The following is a 16,116-nucleotide window of genomic DNA, read 5'->3' as shown; positions in this document are numbered from 1 at the left end:
CGGGTGCGGGCGTTGTCCACAGGCCCGACGCGGTGTCGGTGCTCGCCAGTAGGGTGTGAGACATGGCCGACCCCTCCAGCTACCGCCCCAGGCCGGGTGAGATCCCGGACTCCCCGGGGGTGTACAGGTTCCGTGACGAGCACCGCCGGGTGATCTACGTCGGAAAGGCGAAAAGCCTGCGCCAGCGCCTGGCGAACTACTTCCAGGACCTGGCGAACCTGCACCCGCGGACCCGGACGATGGTGACCACCGCCGCGTCCGTGGAGTGGACCGTGGTGTCCACGGAGGTCGAGGCCCTCCAGCTGGAGTACTCGTGGATCAAGGAGTACGACCCCCGGTTCAACGTCAAGTACCGCGACGACAAGAGCTACCCGTACCTCGCGGTGACGATGAACGAGGAGTTCCCGCGCGTGCAGGTGATGCGCGGTCACAAGAAGAAGGGCGTTCGGTACTTCGGTCCGTACGCGCACGCGTGGGCCATCCGCGACACCGTCGACCTGCTGCTGCGCGTCTTCCCGGTGCGCACCTGCTCGACGGGCGTCTTCAAGAACGCCGCCCGCACCGGCCGGCCCTGCCTGCTGGGCTACATCGGCAAGTGCTCCGCCCCGTGCGTCGGCCGGATCGGTCCCGAGGACCACAGGGAGCTGGCCGAGGAGTTCTGCGACTTCATGGCCGGCCGCACCGGCACCTACCTCCGCCGTCTGGAGAAGCAGATGATGGAGGCGGCCGAGGAGATGGAGTACGAGCGGGCGGCCCGGCTGCGCGACGACATCGAGGCCCTGAAGAAGGCCATGGAGAAGAACGCCGTCGTGCTCGCCGACGCGACGGACGCCGATCTCGTCGCGGTCGCCGAGGACGAGCTGGAGGCGGCGGTGCAGATCTTCCACGTGCGCGGCGGCCGGGTGCGCGGCCAGCGCGGCTGGGTGACCGACAAGGTGGAGGAGATCACCACCGGCGCCCTGGTCGAGCACGCCCTGCAGCAGCTCTACGGCGAGGAGACCGGGGACGCCGTCCCCAAGGAGGTCCTGGTCCCGGCACTGCCCGAGCCGGTCGAGCCGGTCCAGGAGTGGCTGACCGGTCGCCGCGGGTCCAACGTCTCGCTGCGCATCCCGCAGCGCGGCGACAAGAAGGCGCTCATGGAGACCGTGCAGCGCAACGCCCAGCAGGCCCTCGCCCTGCACAAGACCAAGCGCGCCTCCGACCTGACCACGCGCTCGCGCGCCCTGGAGGAGATCGCCGAGGCCCTCGACCTGGACAGCGCCCCGCTGCGGATCGAGTGCTACGACATCTCGCATCTCCAGGGGGACGACGTGGTCGCCTCCATGGTCGTCTTCGAGGACGGCCTGCAGCGCAAGAGCGAGTACCGGCGCTTCCAGATCAAGGGCTTCGCGGGCCAGGACGACGTCCGCTCCATGCACGAGGTGATCACCCGCCGTTTCAGGCGGTACCTCGCGGAGAAGGAGCGCACGGGGGAGTGGGCGGAGGGCTCCGAGGACGCCCTCGGCGACGGTGACGGCGCGCTGACCGGCCCGGACACGGCCGCCGGCGCCCTCAAGGACGACGACGGCCGGCCCAGGAAGTTCGCGTACCCGCCGCAGCTGGTCGTGGTCGACGGCGGACGGCCGCAGGTCGCCGCGGCCCGGCGCGCGCTGGACGAGCTGGGCATCGACGACATCGCCGTGTGCGGCCTCGCCAAGCGCCTGGAGGAGGTCTGGCTGCCCGGCGACGACGACCCGGTGGTGCTGCCCCGCACCAGCGAGGGCCTGTATCTGCTCCAGCGGGTGCGGGACGAGGCCCACCGGTTCGCGATCACCTACCAGCGCACCAAACGCGCCAAGCGCTTCCGGGCCGGCCCCCTGGACGAGGTTCCCGGCCTCGGCGATACCCGCAAACAGGCGCTCATCAAGCATTTCGGCTCGGTGAAGAAGCTGCGGTCCGCCACAATCGAGCAGATCCAGGAGGTGCCGGGCATAGGCCGGAAGACGGCCGAGACCGTCGCCGCGGCCCTCGCCCAGGCGGCTCAGGCCGCACCCGCCGTCAACACGGCGACCGGAGAGATCATTGAGGACGAGGAACCCGATACGACGGCGGGTGCCTCGCGGGAGCCCGTAACCGCGGGCCTCCCGGACGAACGACGGGGGCAGGAGACATGACCGAGCACGATGCACAGCCCACAGCGGACCGAGATCCCGCGCACAGGGAGGCCGGGCAGGATCAGCCGCGAACCGCGGCCGGTCAGCAGCCCGCGGTCCAGGACGACGGAGCACAGGTGAGCACGGACGGTACGCCGGCGTCGGGCCCCGAGGCGGCCATCCCCGAGCTGGTGATCATCTCCGGCATGTCCGGAGCGGGACGGTCGACGGCGGCGAAGTGTCTGGAGGACCTCGGCTGGTTCGTCGTGGACAACCTCCCGCCCGCCCTCATCCCCACCATGGTGGAGCTGGGCGCCCGCTCGCAGGGCAACGTGGCGCGGATCGCGGTCGTCGTCGACGTACGCGGCCGGCGCTTCTTCGACAATCTGCGCGAGTCCCTCGCCGACCTCGACACCCGCGGGGTGACCCGGAGGATCGTCTTCCTGGAGTCCTCCGACGAGGCCTTGGTGCGCCGCTTCGAGTCGGTGCGCCGCCCGCACCCGCTGCAGGGCGACGGCCGTATCGTCGACGGCATCGCCGCCGAGCGCGAGCTGCTGCGCGAGCTGCGCGGCGACGCCGACCTGGTGATCGACACCTCCAGCCTCAACGTGCACGAGCTGCGCGCGAAGATGGACGCCCAGTTCGCGGGCGAGGAGGAGCCCGAGCTGCGGGCGACCGTGATGTCCTTCGGCTTCAAGTACGGTCTGCCGGTCGACGCGGACCTGGTGGCGGACATGCGGTTCCTGCCCAACCCGCACTGGGTCCCGGAGCTGCGCCCGTTCACCGGCCTCAACGAGGAGGTCGCCGCCTACGTCTTCAACCAGCCGGGCGCCAAGGAGTTCCTCGACCGGTACGCCGAGCTGCTGCGGCTCATCGCGGCCGGCTACCGGCGCGAGGGCAAGCGGTACGTGACCATCGCCATCGGCTGTACGGGCGGCAAGCACCGTTCGGTCGCGATGTCGGAGAAGCTCGCCGCGCGGCTCGCGGCCGAGGGTGTGGAGACGGTGGTCGTGCACCGGGACATGGGACGGGAATGACGGAACGTACACGGCGGCTGGGCAGGCTGCGCCGGATGGTGCCCGAGGGCGGTTCGAGCCGTGCCGCGGCCGACGCCCGGGCGGCGGCCCGGCCTGCCGAGGCGCGCGGTGGGCGGCCCCGCCGCCGGGGCGCGCAGCCCAAGGTGGTCGCCCTCGGCGGCGGCATGGGCCTGTCCGCCTCGCTCGCCGCGCTGCGCCGGATCACCGGCGACCTCACGGCCGTGGTCACCGTGGCCGACGACGGCGGCTCGAGCGGCCGGCTGCGCGACGAGCTGGGCGTGCTGCCGCCCGGTGACCTGCGCAAGGCGCTGGCGGCGCTGTGCGGCGACGACGAGTGGGGGCAGACCTGGGCCCGGGTCATCCAGCACCGCTTCCAGTCCAAGGGCGATCTGCACGAGCACGCGGTCGGCAATCTGCTGATCGTCGCCCTGTGGGAGCAGCTCGGCGACCATGTGCAGGCTCTGGACCTGGTGGGCAAGCTGCTCGGCGCCCAGGGCCGGGTGCTGCCCATGTCCGCCGTGCCGCTGGAGCTGCAGGCCCTGGTCAAGGGGCACGACCCGGACCGCCCGGACGACGTGGACACGGTGCGCGGGCAGGCGAACGTCGCCCTGACCCCGGGCGAGGTCCAGTCGGTGCACCTGGTGCCCAACGACCCGCCGGCCGTGCCCGAGGCCGTGGCGGCGGTGCTGGACGCGGACTGGGTGGTGCTCGGCCCCGGTTCCTGGTTCTCCTCCGTGATCCCGCACCTGCTCGTCCCCGAGCTGCTGGACGCCCTGACCGAGACCAAGGCCCGCAAGGTGCTGTCCCTGAACCTCGCCCCGCAGCCGGGAGAAACCGAGGGGTTCTCCCCGCAGCGTCATTTGGAGGTTTTGGGGCGACACGCCCCTAAACTCGCCCTGGACGTGGTGCTGGCCGACGAGGCCGCCGTGCCCGACCGCGACTCGCTCACCGAGGCCGCCAAGCGGCTGGGAGCCGCGATCGAGCTGGCGCCGGTGGCCCGGACCGACGGAAGCCCCCGGCATGATCCGGAGCTGTTGGCCGCCGCGTACGACCGTATTTTTCGGATGCATGGAAGGATCGGCCCATGGCGATGACGGCAGCGGTGAAGGACGAGATCTCCCGGCTCCCCGTCACCCGGACCTGCTGCAGGAAGGCGGAGGTCTCCGCCATTCTGCGGTTCGCCGGCGGCCTCCACCTGGTGAGCGGGCGCATCGTGATCGAGGCGGAGCTGGACACCGCGATGGCGGCCCGTCGCCTCAAGCGGGACATCCTGGAGATCTTCGGCCACGCCTCCGAGCTGATCGTGATGGCGCCCGGCGGGCTGCGCCGCGGCTCGCGCTACGTCGTCCGGGTCGTCGCCGGCGGGGACCAGCTGGCCCGCCAGACGGGGCTCGTGGACGGCCGCGGCCGTCCCATCCGGGGCCTGCCCCCGCAGGTGGTCTCGGGAGCCACGTGCGACGCGGAGGCGGCCTGGCGCGGGGCCTTCCTGGCGCACGGTTCGCTGACCGAGCCCGGCCGGTCCTCCTCCCTGGAGGTGACCTGCCCGGGGCCCGAGGCCGCGCTGGCGCTGGTCGGCGCCGCCCGCCGGCTCTCCATCGCCGCGAAGGCGCGCGAGGTGCGCGGCGTGGACCGGGTGGTCGTCCGTGACGGCGACGCGATCGGCGCGCTGCTGACCCGGCTGGGCGCACACGAGTCCGTGCTGGCCTGGGAGGAGCGCCGGATGCGCCGCGAGGTGCGGGCCACGGCCAACCGGCTCGCCAACTTCGACGACGCCAATCTGCGCCGCTCGGCCAGGGCCGCAGTGGCCGCCGGAGCCCGGGTGCAGCGGGCGCTGGAGATCCTGGGAGAGGAGGTCCCCGAGCACCTCGCCGCGGCCGGACGCCTGCGCATGGAGCACAAGCAGGCCTCCCTGGAGGAGCTGGGCGCCCTCGCCGACCCGCCGCTGACCAAGGACGCGGTGGCGGGCCGTATCCGCCGGCTGCTGGCCATGGCCGACAAGCGCGCCGCCGACCTGGGCATCCCGGGCACGGAGGCCAACCTCACCGAGGAGCTGGCGGACAACCTGGCGGGCTGACCGCCCGCATGTCAACAGGCCGGTGCCGAGGCCCAGTCGGGCCGGGGCACCGGCCTTCGCGTATCTGACGACCCGTCATGTCCACAGGCCGGGGCGTCCGCTCACAGGCACCGCTCTCCCCAAGAGCACCACAACGCATCAACTGCACCACGGGCCCCGGTGCCCGTCAGGTGTCGTCGGCGGCCGATCGGGCACCTCTGCCGAGGAAGGGCGTTCCGTGTGTTCCGGGAGGTGAGGGCCGCCACGTTGACAGATCACGCCCCCCTTGTTCCGACAGGTGAGCGCGAGCCCTCTCAACGGTGCGTGGAAAGGGCGTTGATCAAGTGAGCCGACCCGCTCACGAACGAGTGAACAGACCGTCAAAACCGCTCGGCATTCCGTAACAAATACGAGTGAAACCACCGTCGATCCGGGACGGTCCGTACCCCTACCGACGGGTACGGAATGCCTGCCCGTGTATGGGCCATCTCGATGTCACCCCGGGGCCATCGGAGAGGTAGGGTCGGTGGTGGTCGGGGACATCCCAAACAGAGCTCGCCGGCACCGCATGGCCGGCGTACCAACGAGGAGATCGGTTCGTGACGATCCGCGTAGGCATCAACGGCTTCGGCCGCATCGGGCGTAACTACTTCCGCGCCCTGCTGGAGCAGGGGGCGGACATCGAGGTTGTGGCTGTCAACGACCTGGGTGACACCGCGACCACCGCTCACCTGCTCAAGTACGACACGATCCTGGGTCGCCTCAAGCAGGAGGTCTCCCACACCGCCGACACGATCACCGTGGACGGCCACACCATCAAGGTGCTCTCCGAGCGCAACCCGGCCGACATCCCGTGGGGCGAGCTGGGCGTCGACATCGTCATCGAGTCGACCGGCATCTTCACCAAGAAGGAAGACGCCGCGAAGCACATCGCCGGCGGCGCCAAGAAGGTCCTCATCTCGGCTCCGGCCAAGGACGAGGACATCACCATCGTGATGGGCGTCAACCAGGACAAGTACGACCCGGCGAACCACCACGTCATCTCCAACGCCTCCTGCACCACCAACTGCGTGGCGCCGATGGCGAAGGTCCTCGACGAGAACTTCGGCATCGTCAAGGGCCTGATGACGACGGTGCACGCGTACACGAACGACCAGCGCATCCTGGACTTCCCGCACAAGGACCTGCGCCGCGCCCGTGCCGCCGCCGAGAACATCATCCCGACCACCACGGGCGCCGCCAAGGCCACCGCCCTGGTGCTGCCGCAGCTCAAGGGCAAGCTCGACGGCATCGCCATGCGCGTCCCGGTCCCGACCGGCTCGGTCACCGACCTGGTCGTCGAGCTCGGCCGCGAGGTCACCAAGGAAGAGGTCAACGCCGCCTTCCAGAAGGCCGCCGAGGGCGAGCTGAAGGGCCTCCTCGACTACACCGAGGACCCGATCGTCTCCTCCGACATCGTCAACGCCCCGGCGTCCTGCACCTTCGACTCCTCCCTGACCATGGTCCAGGAGGGCAAGAACGTGAAGGTCATCGGCTGGTACGACAACGAGTGGGGCTACTCCAACCGCCTCGTGGACCTCACGGTCTTCGTCGGCAACCAGCTCTGATCGCCGAAGCGGGACCTTGAAGTGAGAGCAGGGCTCGGGCAGCGCAGCGCCGCGCTGTCCGGGCCCTGTCTCGCGCCCGGACCACGTCCTCTTACGATCAGGTGCACCACGAGCCCTCCTTTGGAGTCCACTCAATGAAGACGATCGACGAACTTCTCGCCGACGGCGTGAGCGGCAAGCGGGTATTCGTCCGCGCCGACCTCAACGTGCCGCTGGCCGACGGGACGATCACCGACGACGGCCGCATCCGCGCCGTCCTGCCCACCGTCAAGGCCCTCGCGGACGCGGGTGCCAAGGTGGTCGTCGCCTCGCACCTGGGCCGCCCCAAGGGCGCCCCGGACCCCGCCTTCTCCCTCGCTCCGGCCGCCTCCCGCCTGGGTGAACTCCTCGGCTCCGCCGTGGCCTTCGCGACCGACACCGTCGGCTCCTCCGCCCGGGATACGGTCGCGGGCCTCGTCGACGGCCACGTCGCCGTCCTGGAGAACCTGCGCTTCAACCCCGGTGAGACAGCCAAGGACGACGCCGAGCGCGCCGCCTTCGCCGAGCAGCTCGCCGCCCTCGCCGACGTCTACGTCGGCGACGGATTCGGCGCCGTGCACCGCAAGCACGCTTCCGTCTACGACCTGCCGAAGAGGCTGCCGCACTACGCCGGCCACCTCATCGCCACCGAGGTCGGCGTCCTGAAGAAGCTCACCGAGGACGTCCGCCGCCCGTACGTCGTCGCGCTCGGCGGCGCCAAGGTCTCCGACAAGCTGGCCGTCATCGACCAGCTGCTCGGCAAGGCCGACCGGCTGCTCATCGGCGGCGGCATGGCCTACACCTTCCTCAAGGCCAAGGGCTACGAGGTCGGCATCTCCCTCCTGCAGGAGGACCAGGTGCCCGTCGTCAAGGAGTACATGGAGCGCGCCGAGAAGCAGGGCGTGGAACTGCTGCTCCCGGTCGACGTCGTGGTCTCCCGGAGCTTCCCGGACCTGAAGACCAAGGCGCCCACCGAGCACACCACCGTCGACGCGGACAAGATCCCCGCCGACCAGGAGGGCCTGGACATCGGCCCGAAGACCCGAGAGCTGTATGCCTCGAAGCTCGCCGACGCCGAGACCGTCTTCTGGAACGGTCCGATGGGCGTCTTCGAGCACCCCGACTACGCCGAGGGCACCAAGGCGGTCGCCCAGGCTCTCGTCGACGCGAAGGGCTTCACCGTCGTCGGAGGCGGTGACTCCGCCGCCGCCGTGCGTACGCTCGGCTTCGACGAGAACGCATTCGGCCACATCTCGACCGGTGGCGGCGCCTCCCTCGAATACCTCGAGGGCAAGACGCTCCCCGGCCTCGCCGCACTGGAGGACTGACCTTGAGCACGCGCACGCCGCTGATGGCGGGCAACTGGAAGATGAACCTCAACCACCTCGAGGCCATCGCGCACGTCCAGAAGCTCGCCTTCGCCCTGGCCGACAAGGACTACGAGGCCGTCGAGGTCGCCGTCCTGCCGCCCTTCACCGACCTGCGCTCCGTGCAGACCCTGGTCGACGGCGACAAGCTCAAGATCAAGTACGGCGCCCAGGACATCTCCCAGCACGACTCCGGCGCCTACACCGGCGAGATCTCCGGCCCGATGCTGGCCAAGCTCAAGTGCACCTACGTGGTCATCGGACACTCCGAGCGCCGGCAGTACCACAACGAGACCGACGAGCTGGTGAACGCCAAGGTCAAGGCCGCCTACAAGCACGGCCTGACCCCGATCCTGTGCGTCGGCGAGGAGCTGGACGTCCGCGAGGCGGGCAACCACGTCGCCCACACCCTCGCCCAGGTCGAGGGCGGTCTGAAGGACCTCCCGGCCGAGCAGGCCGAGACGATCGTGATCGCCTACGAGCCCGTGTGGGCCATCGGCACCGGCAAGGTCTGCGGCGCCGAGGACGCCCAGGAGGTCTGCGCCGCCATCCGCGCCAAGATCGCCGAGCTGTACACCCAGGACGTGGCCGACAAGGTCCGCATCCAGTACGGCGGCTCCGTGAAGTCGGGCAACGTCGCCGAGATCATGGCCCAGGCCGACATCGACGGCGCCCTGGTCGGCGGCGCCTCGCTGGACGCCGACGAGTTCGTCAAGATCGTGCGGTTCCGCGACCAGTGACGCGGGCTGTGAGTAGGCGGTAGCGGCAATACGTCGTACCCTTGCGGGGGCACAGCCGGGACGCTGTGCCCCCGTCGTCCATCCGAATCCGAGGAAGTTGGTCCAGCCGTGGTTGTGGGGTTCTCGATCGCCCTGATCATCTTCAGCCTGCTGCTGATGCTGCTGGTGCTGATGCACAAGGGGAAGGGCGGCGGCCTCTCCGACATGTTCGGCGGTGGCATGGCGTCGTCCGTCGGCGGCTCGTCGGTCGCCGAGCGCAACCTCGACCGGATCACCATCGTGATCGGTCTGCTCTGGTTCGCGTGCATCATCGTCCTCGGCATCCTGATGAAGACGAACAGCTGACACCATCGCAGCACACACATCACGCATATTCGGCACGTAAGGCCCCATGTTCGGTACGCGCTCCAGGGCGCGGCCTATCATGGGGCTTGCGTCTGGGTGTGGGGCTGGTAACTCCCAACACTGGACGCGCGTTGGGCCTTACGTAGACTGAGGCGCTCGCAGCGAAGCGAAACGCCGACTCGCTTCGCGGCACCATCACGCAGGGAGTTACGACCGTGGCAAGTGGCAACGCGATCCGAGGTAGCCGGGTCGGGGCGGGGCCGATGGGCGAGGCCGAGCGCGGCGAGTCCGCGCCGCGTCTGCGCGTCTCCTTCTGGTGCTCCAACGGGCACGAGACGCAGCCGAGCTTCGCCAGCGACGCGCAGGTCCCCGACACCTGGGACTGCCCCCGCTGCGGCTTCCCGGCCGGCCAGGACCGGGACAACCCGCCGGACCCGCCGCGCACCGAGCCGTACAAGACGCACCTCGCGTACGTACGGGAGCGGCGCAGCGACGCGGACGGCGAGGCGATCCTCGCCGAGGCGCTCGCCAAACTGCGGGGCGAGATCTAGGAGTTGACACCGGCCGGGCGCCTTCCAGGTGCCCGGCCGGAGCCCTCTCGGACCGCACGCACGCCGATTGTCAGTGCCGCCCCCTACGGTTGTCGGTGCAGGCGAGAACCGCGCGAGGGGAGCTGGCGGCAGTGGTCGGCACGGGGGAGAGCAGGACGGGCCAGAGCCGTGCGCCCGGATGGCGCGGGGGCTTCGGACGGCTGTGGACGGCCGCCGTGGTCTCCCGGTTCGGGGACGCGTTACGGACCTCCGCGCTGCCCCTGCTCGCCGTCCGGCTCAGTGACGAGCCCCTGGTCATCGCGTCCGTGACGGCCTGCGGTTACGTGCCCTGGCTGCTGTTCGGCCTGCTCGGCGGGGCCGTGGCCGACCGGGTCGACGGACGGCGCGCGATGTGGGCCGTGGACACGGTACGCGGCCTGCTGGTGGCCGCGTTCGCGGTCGCGGTGGGACTGGGCCACGCCTCGATCCCCCTGCTGCTCGTCCTCGCCTTCACGCTGACCACGCTCCAGACCCTCTTCGACAACGCCGCGACGGCCCTGCTGCCCGCGCTCGTGGACCGGGCTGCACTGGGCGGCGCCAACGCCCGTCTGATGACGGGTCAGCAGCTCGCCGGCGGTCTGCTGGCCGCGCCGCTCGTGCCGCTGCTGCTGGCGGCCGGTGCGGCCATGCCGTTCGCGGCCGACGCCGGCACCTTCCTGGTGGCCGCCGCCCTGGTGGCGTCCCTGCGGAGGCGTCCACCGCAGCGCGCGCCCCGCCCGGCGGGCAGCACCCTGCGCACGGAGATCGGTGCCGGCCTGCGCGCCCTGTGGGGCGACCGGGCGCTGCGCGCCGTCTGCGTGGCCACGCTGCTGTGCAACATCGGCATGGGCGGCCTGATCGCCACCCTGGCGCTGCACGTGACACGCTGGCTCGACGCGGGCGACGCCGGATACGCGGCCGCGATGACGGCCTACTCGGTGGGCAGCATCGCGGGGGGCTTCGCCGCGCAGCGCCTCGCGCTGCGCACCGGCCGGGTGCGGGCGCTGCTGGTCGCCGGCGGTGTCCAGACGTCGTCCCTGCTGCTCATCGGATCCGTACGGCACCTGGCCGCGCTCGTCGCCGGCATGCTGCTGCTCGGCGCCATGAACATGGTGTGGAACGTCAACCAGGTCACCCTGATGCAGCAGCGCAGCCCCGAGGCCATGGTGGGCCGGATCGCCTCCGCGTTCCGCACGGCCTCCACGTCCGGCGCGCCGCTCGGCGCACTCCTCGGCGGGCTGGCCGCCCGCGCGTACGGGCTGAACGGCCCCGCCCTGCTCGCCGCGGTGCTCTTCGCCCTCGCCGTCACCTCGCTGATACCGGCCCGCACGCCGGACGTACCTGTTGTCGCGCCGCACGGTGATGTCACGACTCATCGTGCCGAGCGCTGATCAACTAGGTTGGAACAGCTGGGACAGGCACGAAAGAAGGCGGAAGTCGGAAATGAACGCAGACGGCCGTACCAGGCTCAACCAGACGCCCGAGTGGACCGCTCTCGCCAAGCACCGCGAGGAGCTGGCCGACACCCATCTCAGGGAGCTGTTCGCCGCCGATCCCGGGCGGGGTGAGACCTACACGCTCCAGGCCGGCGATCTCTACATCGACTACTCCAAGCACCTCGTCACCGACGAGACGCTGCGGCTGCTGCGCGAGCTGGCCGCCGCCACGGACGTGTCCGGGCTCAGGGACGCCATGTTCCGCGGCGAGAGGATCAACGTCACCGAGAACCGGGCCGTGCTGCACACCGCTCTGCGCGCCCCCGGGGACGCGGTGATCGAGGTCGACGGCGAGAACGTCGTGCCCAAGGTGCACGCCGTGCTCGACAAGATGGCCGCGTTCGCCGAGAGGGTCCGCTCCGGCGAGTGGACCGGCCACACCGGCAGGCGGATCAGGAACGTCGTCAACATCGGCATCGGCGGCTCCGACCTCGGCCCCGCGATGGCCTACGAGGTGCTGCGCAGCTTCACCGACCGCGAGCTGACGGTCCGCTTCGTCTCCAACGTGGACGGGGCCGACCTGCACGAGGCCACCCGCGATCTGGACCCGGCGGAGACGCTGTTCATCGTCGCGTCCAAGACGTTCACCACGATCGAGACGATCACCAACGCCACCAGCGCCCGCAAGTGGCTGCTCGACGGGCTGGGAGGCGACGAGACGGCGGTGGCCAAGCACTTCGTCGCGCTGTCCACGAACGCGCAGAAGGTCACCGAGTTCGGCATCGACCCGGACAACATGTTCGAGTTCTGGGACTGGGTCGGCGGCCGGTACTCGTACGACTCCGCGATCGGCCTGTCGCTGATGATCGCCATCGGCCCGGACCGGTTCCGGGAGATGCTCGACGGCTTCCGGCTGATGGACGAGCACTTCCGCACCGCCCCCGCCGAGGCCAACGCGCCGTTGATCCTGGGCCTGCTGGGCATCTGGTACGGCAACTTCCACGACGCCCAGTCGCACGCGGTGCTGCCCTACAGCCACTACCTGTCGAAGTTCACCGCCTACCTCCAGCAGCTGGACATGGAGTCCAACGGCAAGTCGGTGCAGCGCGACGGCCGGCCGGTGGAGTGGCAGACCGGGCCGGTGGTGTGGGGCACGCCGGGCACCAACGGGCAGCACGCCTACTACCAGTTGATCCACCAGGGCACCAAGCTGATCCCGGCGGACTTCATCGGCTTCGCCGAGCCGGTGGCCGAGCTGAGCGGTGAACTCAGGGCGCAGCACGACCTGTTGATGGCGAACTTCTTCGCCCAGACCCAGGCCCTCGCCTTCGGCAAGACCGCCGAGGAGGTCCGCGCGGAGGGCGTGGCGGAGGAGCTGGTCCCGCACAAGACCTTCCAGGGCAACCGGCCCACGACGACCATCCTGGCGAAGGAACTCACCCCGTCCGTCCTCGGCCAGCTGATCGCGCTCTACGAACACAAGGTGTTCGTGCAGGGCGCGGTGTGGAACATCGACTCCTTCGACCAGTGGGGGGTCGAGCTGGGCAAGGTGCTGGCCAAGCGGGTCGAACCCGCCCTGACCGAGGGCGCGGAGGTGCCCGGCCTGGACGCCTCCACCAGGACCCTGGTCGCCCGGTACCGGCAGCTGCGCGGCCGCAGCTGACCCCGCCCGGCCACCGCGGCAGCCCCTTCTGTGCGCCCCCTGTGCTGATCCTTTAGGGTTGGGCGACTTCAGGGGAGGGGCACATGGTGCGCAGAAGGTCCACCGCGGTGGCAGCGGCGGTAGGGGTGGCCGTGGCGGGGATGTGGGCGGTGGGCTGCCACAGCAGAGACCAGCGGGCGGAGGCGAAGAACGGCCGTCCGGCACCCGCCTACAAGACCCTGTCGGACGTGCCGGAGCGGCTCGGCAACGACGGCACGACCATCGTGGTCGGCGACCCGGCCGCCCCCGTCGCCGTGCACCTGTACGAGGACCCGCGGTGCCCGGTGTGCAAGCAGTTCGAGACCGGCGGAGGAGCCCCCCGGCTGCGCGCGGCGACCATCCGGCGGGAGGCGAGGACCGAGTACACCCTGGCCTCCTTCCTGGACGGCCGGCTCGGCGGCGCCGGGTCGGAAAAGGCGGTCAACGCCCTGCGGGCCGCGCTGGACAAGGGCAGGTTCGCCGAGTACCACGACGTGCTCTACGCCCACCAGCCCGAGGAGAGCGTCGACGGGTTCACCGACGCCTACCTGCTGAAGCTGGCCGCGCGGGTTCCCGGGCTGCGCGGCCCGGACTTCGACTCGGCGGTGAAGACCATGAAGTACCGCTCGTTCGTGGACCAGGCCGAGGAGGTGTACGAGGAGGCGGGCGGAGCCCAGGACCCCCAGGGCCCCGGCACCCCGACCGCCGAGATCGACGACGTGTGCATCCCGGCCGAGTACAACGCGGTGCTGTTCGACGGCGACGCCTTCGCCACCCTGCTCACGAAGATCCGCGCCCACCCCGAGCAGTGGCACGACGTCACGCCCTGACGGCCGTCAGGCCACCGTGCTGAAGGTGTCCGCGAGGCGGCCCCGTGCCGCGCGGGCCGCGGGCAGCGCGGCCAGTCCCGCCGCGCCCAGCACGGCGGCCGCGCCCAGGACGAGCAGCAGCAGAGGCGACGGGGACTGGGCGATACCGGACCCGATGCCGCTGGAGCTGCCCTGGGCGTCGATCAGCCGGCGGCCCAGCGGCAGCCCCAGCGCCATGGCGGCGATCGCCGCGACCAGGGCCGTACAGCTCGTGGCCGTGACGGTGATCGCGGTGATCTGCCGGGGCGACATGCCGATCGCCTTCAGCGCCAGCACGTCCCGTTCGCCCTCGCGGACGCTGCCGCCGATGGCGGTGAGCAGCTCGACCAGCCCGATCAGGGCCAGCACGGCGATCAGTCCGGCGACGACGCCGCGCAGCGGGGACAGCCCGTCGGCCGGGTTCGTCACGGGGTGCACATCGAGGTGCCCCCGGCCGGCCCGGGCGAGCGCGGCGGCCACGCTCTTGGCGTCCGCGCCGGGGCGCAGCCGCAGTTCCCAGAAGGCCGGGGTCAGCGCCGGGTCGTTCTCACGCAGGGTGTCCAGGGAGGTGGTCACCACCCGGCCGGCGTTCTGCGGCTCGATGCTGCGGCCCACGATGTGCAGGATCTGCGGCCGGTCGCCCACCGTCATGCGCACCCAGTCACCGACCCGCGCGTGCAACAGGTCCAGCAGGCCCTGGCCGGCCACCGCCTCGTCCGGTCCGCGGGCCGCGCGGCCCGCGGCGAGGGCGTACGGGTAGGGCTCCGCGCGGGTGCCGACGCCGCGCAGCGCGATGGTGCCGGTCTGGCCGGGCACCAGCGCGGCGACCTCGACCCCGGGATAGGCGGCGGCGACCCGGGGATCGCCGGTCAGCACGGACCGCACGCCGGACGCGGTCAGGGCGCCGTCCGTGCGGACGGTGAGCGAGGTGGGCAGGCCCACGCGGTCCGGGCTGCTGTGGAAGCGGTCGATCGTGGTCCAGGCGCCGAGCGCCACCACGATCAGCAGCAGCGGCAGCGTCAACCGGGCCACGGTGGCCAGCGACCTGCCGCGCCCCGCGAACGCCTTGTGGCAGCCGAGAACCAGGGCGGCCGGCAGCCGCAGGCCGAGCGCCCGCCGGGCCACACCGGTCAGCCGGCCGCCGGCCGGCCCGGCCCGGCGCGGCACCGGAACCGGCGGCACCCGGCCGGCCCGCCACGCCGCGAGACCCGTGGTCAGGCCGATGAACAGCACCGCGCCCACGGGCACCACGCACAGCGCCACGGTGTGCCCGGGCAGCCCCTGCCAGACACCGACGGCGTCACCGAGCCGGCCCGGGATCCGGCGGCCCAGGGTCTCGGCGAGCGCGGCCGCGGCGAGCGAGCCGAGCAGGGCGTACGCCAGGTGCTGGAGCAGGAAGATCCGCACCACCTGGCCGGGGGTGAAGCCGATCGCCTTCAGCACCGAGATGTCCCGCAGATGCCCCCGGATGCGGGTGGCGATCGCGCCGTGCACGGCGAACCCGGCGGCGATCAGGGCGCCCAGGCCGAACAGGCCGAGCACCTGGCCCAGCAGCCGGTCGTCGCCCTGGGCCGCCGAGCGCGCCTGCTGCCAGGTGGACACCTCGCCGACCGCGCCCGCGCCCAGCACGGTGACCGCCCGCTGCACCGCGTAGTCCGTGTCGTCGGGGTCGGCGAGCCGCAGGCCGATCACCTGGCCGCCGAGGGCGCGCACGGCGGACGGCAGCGCCCAGACCAGCCCCGGCTGCTCGCCCGGGCTGTAGCGGGGCTCGGCGCTGTCGGCGATGCCCTCCACGGTCAGGGTGCGGGCCGTGCCGGGCAGGGTGAGGGTGTCCCCGGGTTCGGCCAGCAGCGCGCGGGCCAGGCTGCTCTCCAGCACCACGCCGTCCGGTTCGGCGGGGTCCAGCCAGTGCCCGGAGGCGAGCAGCGGCCGCCCGACCGAGGGCAGCCGCGGGGTGCCGCGCAGCTCCACGGAGGCGCGGGCGCCGCGTACGGCGACGGTGGCGGACTCGGTGCGGTAGGGACCGGCCACGGCTTGGACGCCGTCCAGCCGGGCCAGGGCGCCGGCGTCGGCGGACGGCACGGTGTGCAGCCACACGTGCGCCCCGCGGGCCTGGGTGAAGACCCGCTGCCAGGGGTTGGTGGCGTATCCGAACAGGGCGGTGGCCAGCAGCAGCGAGGCGACGATCCCGGCGGTGGCCAGCACGAGGAACAGTGCCTCGCCCCGGTGCGTGCGCAGGTCGGAGTGCGCCCACCTGAGGGCGGCCCGCACATCCCTGAGATC

General features: G+C 71.6%; 13 protein-coding genes. 12 read left to right on the top strand and 1 reads right to left on the bottom strand.

What is annotated here, in order from left to right; all coding sequences use genetic code 11:
- Positions 1–62 precede the first annotated feature (62 nt).
- The 12 genes from uvrC to ACGFZN_RS06445 all read left to right on the top strand — a co-directional run bounded on the left by uvrC (position 63) and on the right by ACGFZN_RS06445 (position 13,815).
- Entirely contained in the window at positions 63–2,153 is a 2,091-nt protein-coding gene (gene uvrC / locus ACGFZN_RS06500) for an excinuclease ABC subunit UvrC (RefSeq protein ID WP_393857360.1), read from the top strand.
- On the top strand, positions 2,150–3,169 hold the full coding sequence (gene rapZ / locus ACGFZN_RS06495) for an RNase adapter RapZ (protein WP_393857359.1): 1,020 nt from the start codon (positions 2,150–2,152) through the stop codon (positions 3,167–3,169). The genes uvrC and rapZ overlap by 4 nt, the downstream gene beginning before the upstream one ends.
- Positions 3,166–4,263 carry a uridine diphosphate-N-acetylglucosamine-binding protein YvcK gene (gene yvcK, locus ACGFZN_RS06490; RefSeq protein ID WP_393857358.1) on the top strand — a complete coding sequence of 366 codons (1,098 nt, stop codon included), beginning with the start codon at positions 3,166–3,168 and terminating at the stop codon, positions 4,261–4,263. Before rapZ ends, yvcK begins: the two co-directional genes overlap by 4 nt.
- Positions 4,254–5,243, top strand: a complete 990-nt coding sequence (gene whiA, locus ACGFZN_RS06485; protein WP_393857357.1) for a DNA-binding protein WhiA — start codon at positions 4,254–4,256, stop codon at positions 5,241–5,243. The genes yvcK and whiA overlap by 10 nt, the downstream gene beginning before the upstream one ends.
- A 578-nt stretch (positions 5,244–5,821) precedes the next feature.
- Positions 5,822–6,829, top strand: coding sequence for a type I glyceraldehyde-3-phosphate dehydrogenase (gap, locus tag ACGFZN_RS06480; RefSeq protein ID WP_069781521.1), 1,008 nt, complete (start codon positions 5,822–5,824; stop codon positions 6,827–6,829).
- Between the two features lie 134 nt (positions 6,830–6,963).
- Positions 6,964–8,175, top strand: a complete 1,212-nt coding sequence (locus tag ACGFZN_RS06475) for a phosphoglycerate kinase (RefSeq protein ID WP_393857356.1) — start codon at positions 6,964–6,966, stop codon at positions 8,173–8,175.
- A 2-nt stretch (positions 8,176–8,177) separates the two neighbouring features.
- Entirely contained in the window at positions 8,178–8,954 is a 777-nt protein-coding gene (gene tpiA, locus ACGFZN_RS06470; RefSeq protein ID WP_393857355.1) for a triose-phosphate isomerase, read from the top strand.
- Positions 8,955–9,068: 114 nt separating this feature from the next.
- Positions 9,069–9,299, top strand: a complete 231-nt coding sequence (gene secG, locus ACGFZN_RS06465; protein WP_330342966.1) for a preprotein translocase subunit SecG — start codon at positions 9,069–9,071, stop codon at positions 9,297–9,299.
- Positions 9,300–9,514: 215 nt separating this feature from the next.
- On the top strand, positions 9,515–9,850 hold the full coding sequence (locus ACGFZN_RS06460; RefSeq protein WP_078066843.1) for an RNA polymerase-binding protein RbpA: 336 nt from the start codon (positions 9,515–9,517) through the stop codon (positions 9,848–9,850).
- 215 nt (positions 9,851–10,065) lie between these two features.
- The gene (locus tag ACGFZN_RS06455; protein WP_393857680.1) at positions 10,066–11,259 is read left to right on the top strand and encodes an MFS transporter; all 1,194 of its coding nucleotides are present in this window, start codon (positions 10,066–10,068) and stop codon (positions 11,257–11,259) included.
- Positions 11,260–11,311: 52 nt separating this feature from the next.
- On the top strand, positions 11,312–12,967 hold the full coding sequence (pgi, locus tag ACGFZN_RS06450) for a glucose-6-phosphate isomerase (protein WP_393857354.1): 1,656 nt from the start codon (positions 11,312–11,314) through the stop codon (positions 12,965–12,967).
- An 83-nt stretch (positions 12,968–13,050) separates the two neighbouring features.
- A complete protein-coding gene (locus ACGFZN_RS06445; RefSeq protein WP_393857353.1) occupies positions 13,051–13,815 on the top strand; it encodes a DsbA family protein in 765 nt (254 codons plus the stop codon).
- Positions 13,816–13,821: 6 nt separating this feature from the next.
- Here ACGFZN_RS06445 and ACGFZN_RS06440 read toward each other — a convergent pair whose 3' ends face one another.
- Positions 13,822–16,104 carry an FtsX-like permease family protein gene (locus tag ACGFZN_RS06440; RefSeq protein WP_393857679.1) on the bottom strand — a complete coding sequence of 761 codons (2,283 nt, stop codon included), beginning with the start codon at positions 16,102–16,104 and terminating at the stop codon, positions 13,822–13,824.
- Between the last annotated feature and the right edge of the window lie 12 nt (positions 16,105–16,116).

This window comes from Streptomyces sp. NPDC048192, assembly GCF_043202415.1.
Lineage (GTDB): Bacteria > Actinomycetota > Actinomycetes > Streptomycetales > Streptomycetaceae > Streptomyces.
The sequence above is the reverse complement of the archived record's forward strand: the minus strand, read 5'-3'. Positions and strand labels throughout refer to the sequence as shown.

What these genes read in the sequence shown, in the direction of transcription:
- uvrC (WP_393857360.1), top strand. Translation starts at nt 63, where the DNA reads ATGGCCGACCCCTCCAGCTACCGCCCCAGGCCGGGTGAGATCCCGGAC.
- rapZ (WP_393857359.1), top strand. Translation starts at nt 2,150, where the DNA reads ATGACCGAGCACGATGCACAGCCCACAGCGGACCGAGATCCCGCGCAC.
- yvcK (WP_393857358.1), top strand. Translation starts at nt 3,166, where the DNA reads ATGACGGAACGTACACGGCGGCTGGGCAGGCTGCGCCGGATGGTGCCC.
- whiA (WP_393857357.1), top strand. Translation starts at nt 4,254, where the DNA reads ATGGCGATGACGGCAGCGGTGAAGGACGAGATCTCCCGGCTCCCCGTC.
- ACGFZN_RS06475 (WP_393857356.1), top strand. Translation starts at nt 6,964, where the DNA reads ATGAAGACGATCGACGAACTTCTCGCCGACGGCGTGAGCGGCAAGCGG.
- pgi (WP_393857354.1), top strand. Translation starts at nt 11,312, where the DNA reads ATGAACGCAGACGGCCGTACCAGGCTCAACCAGACGCCCGAGTGGACC.
- ACGFZN_RS06445 (WP_393857353.1), top strand. Translation starts at nt 13,051, where the DNA reads ATGGTGCGCAGAAGGTCCACCGCGGTGGCAGCGGCGGTAGGGGTGGCC.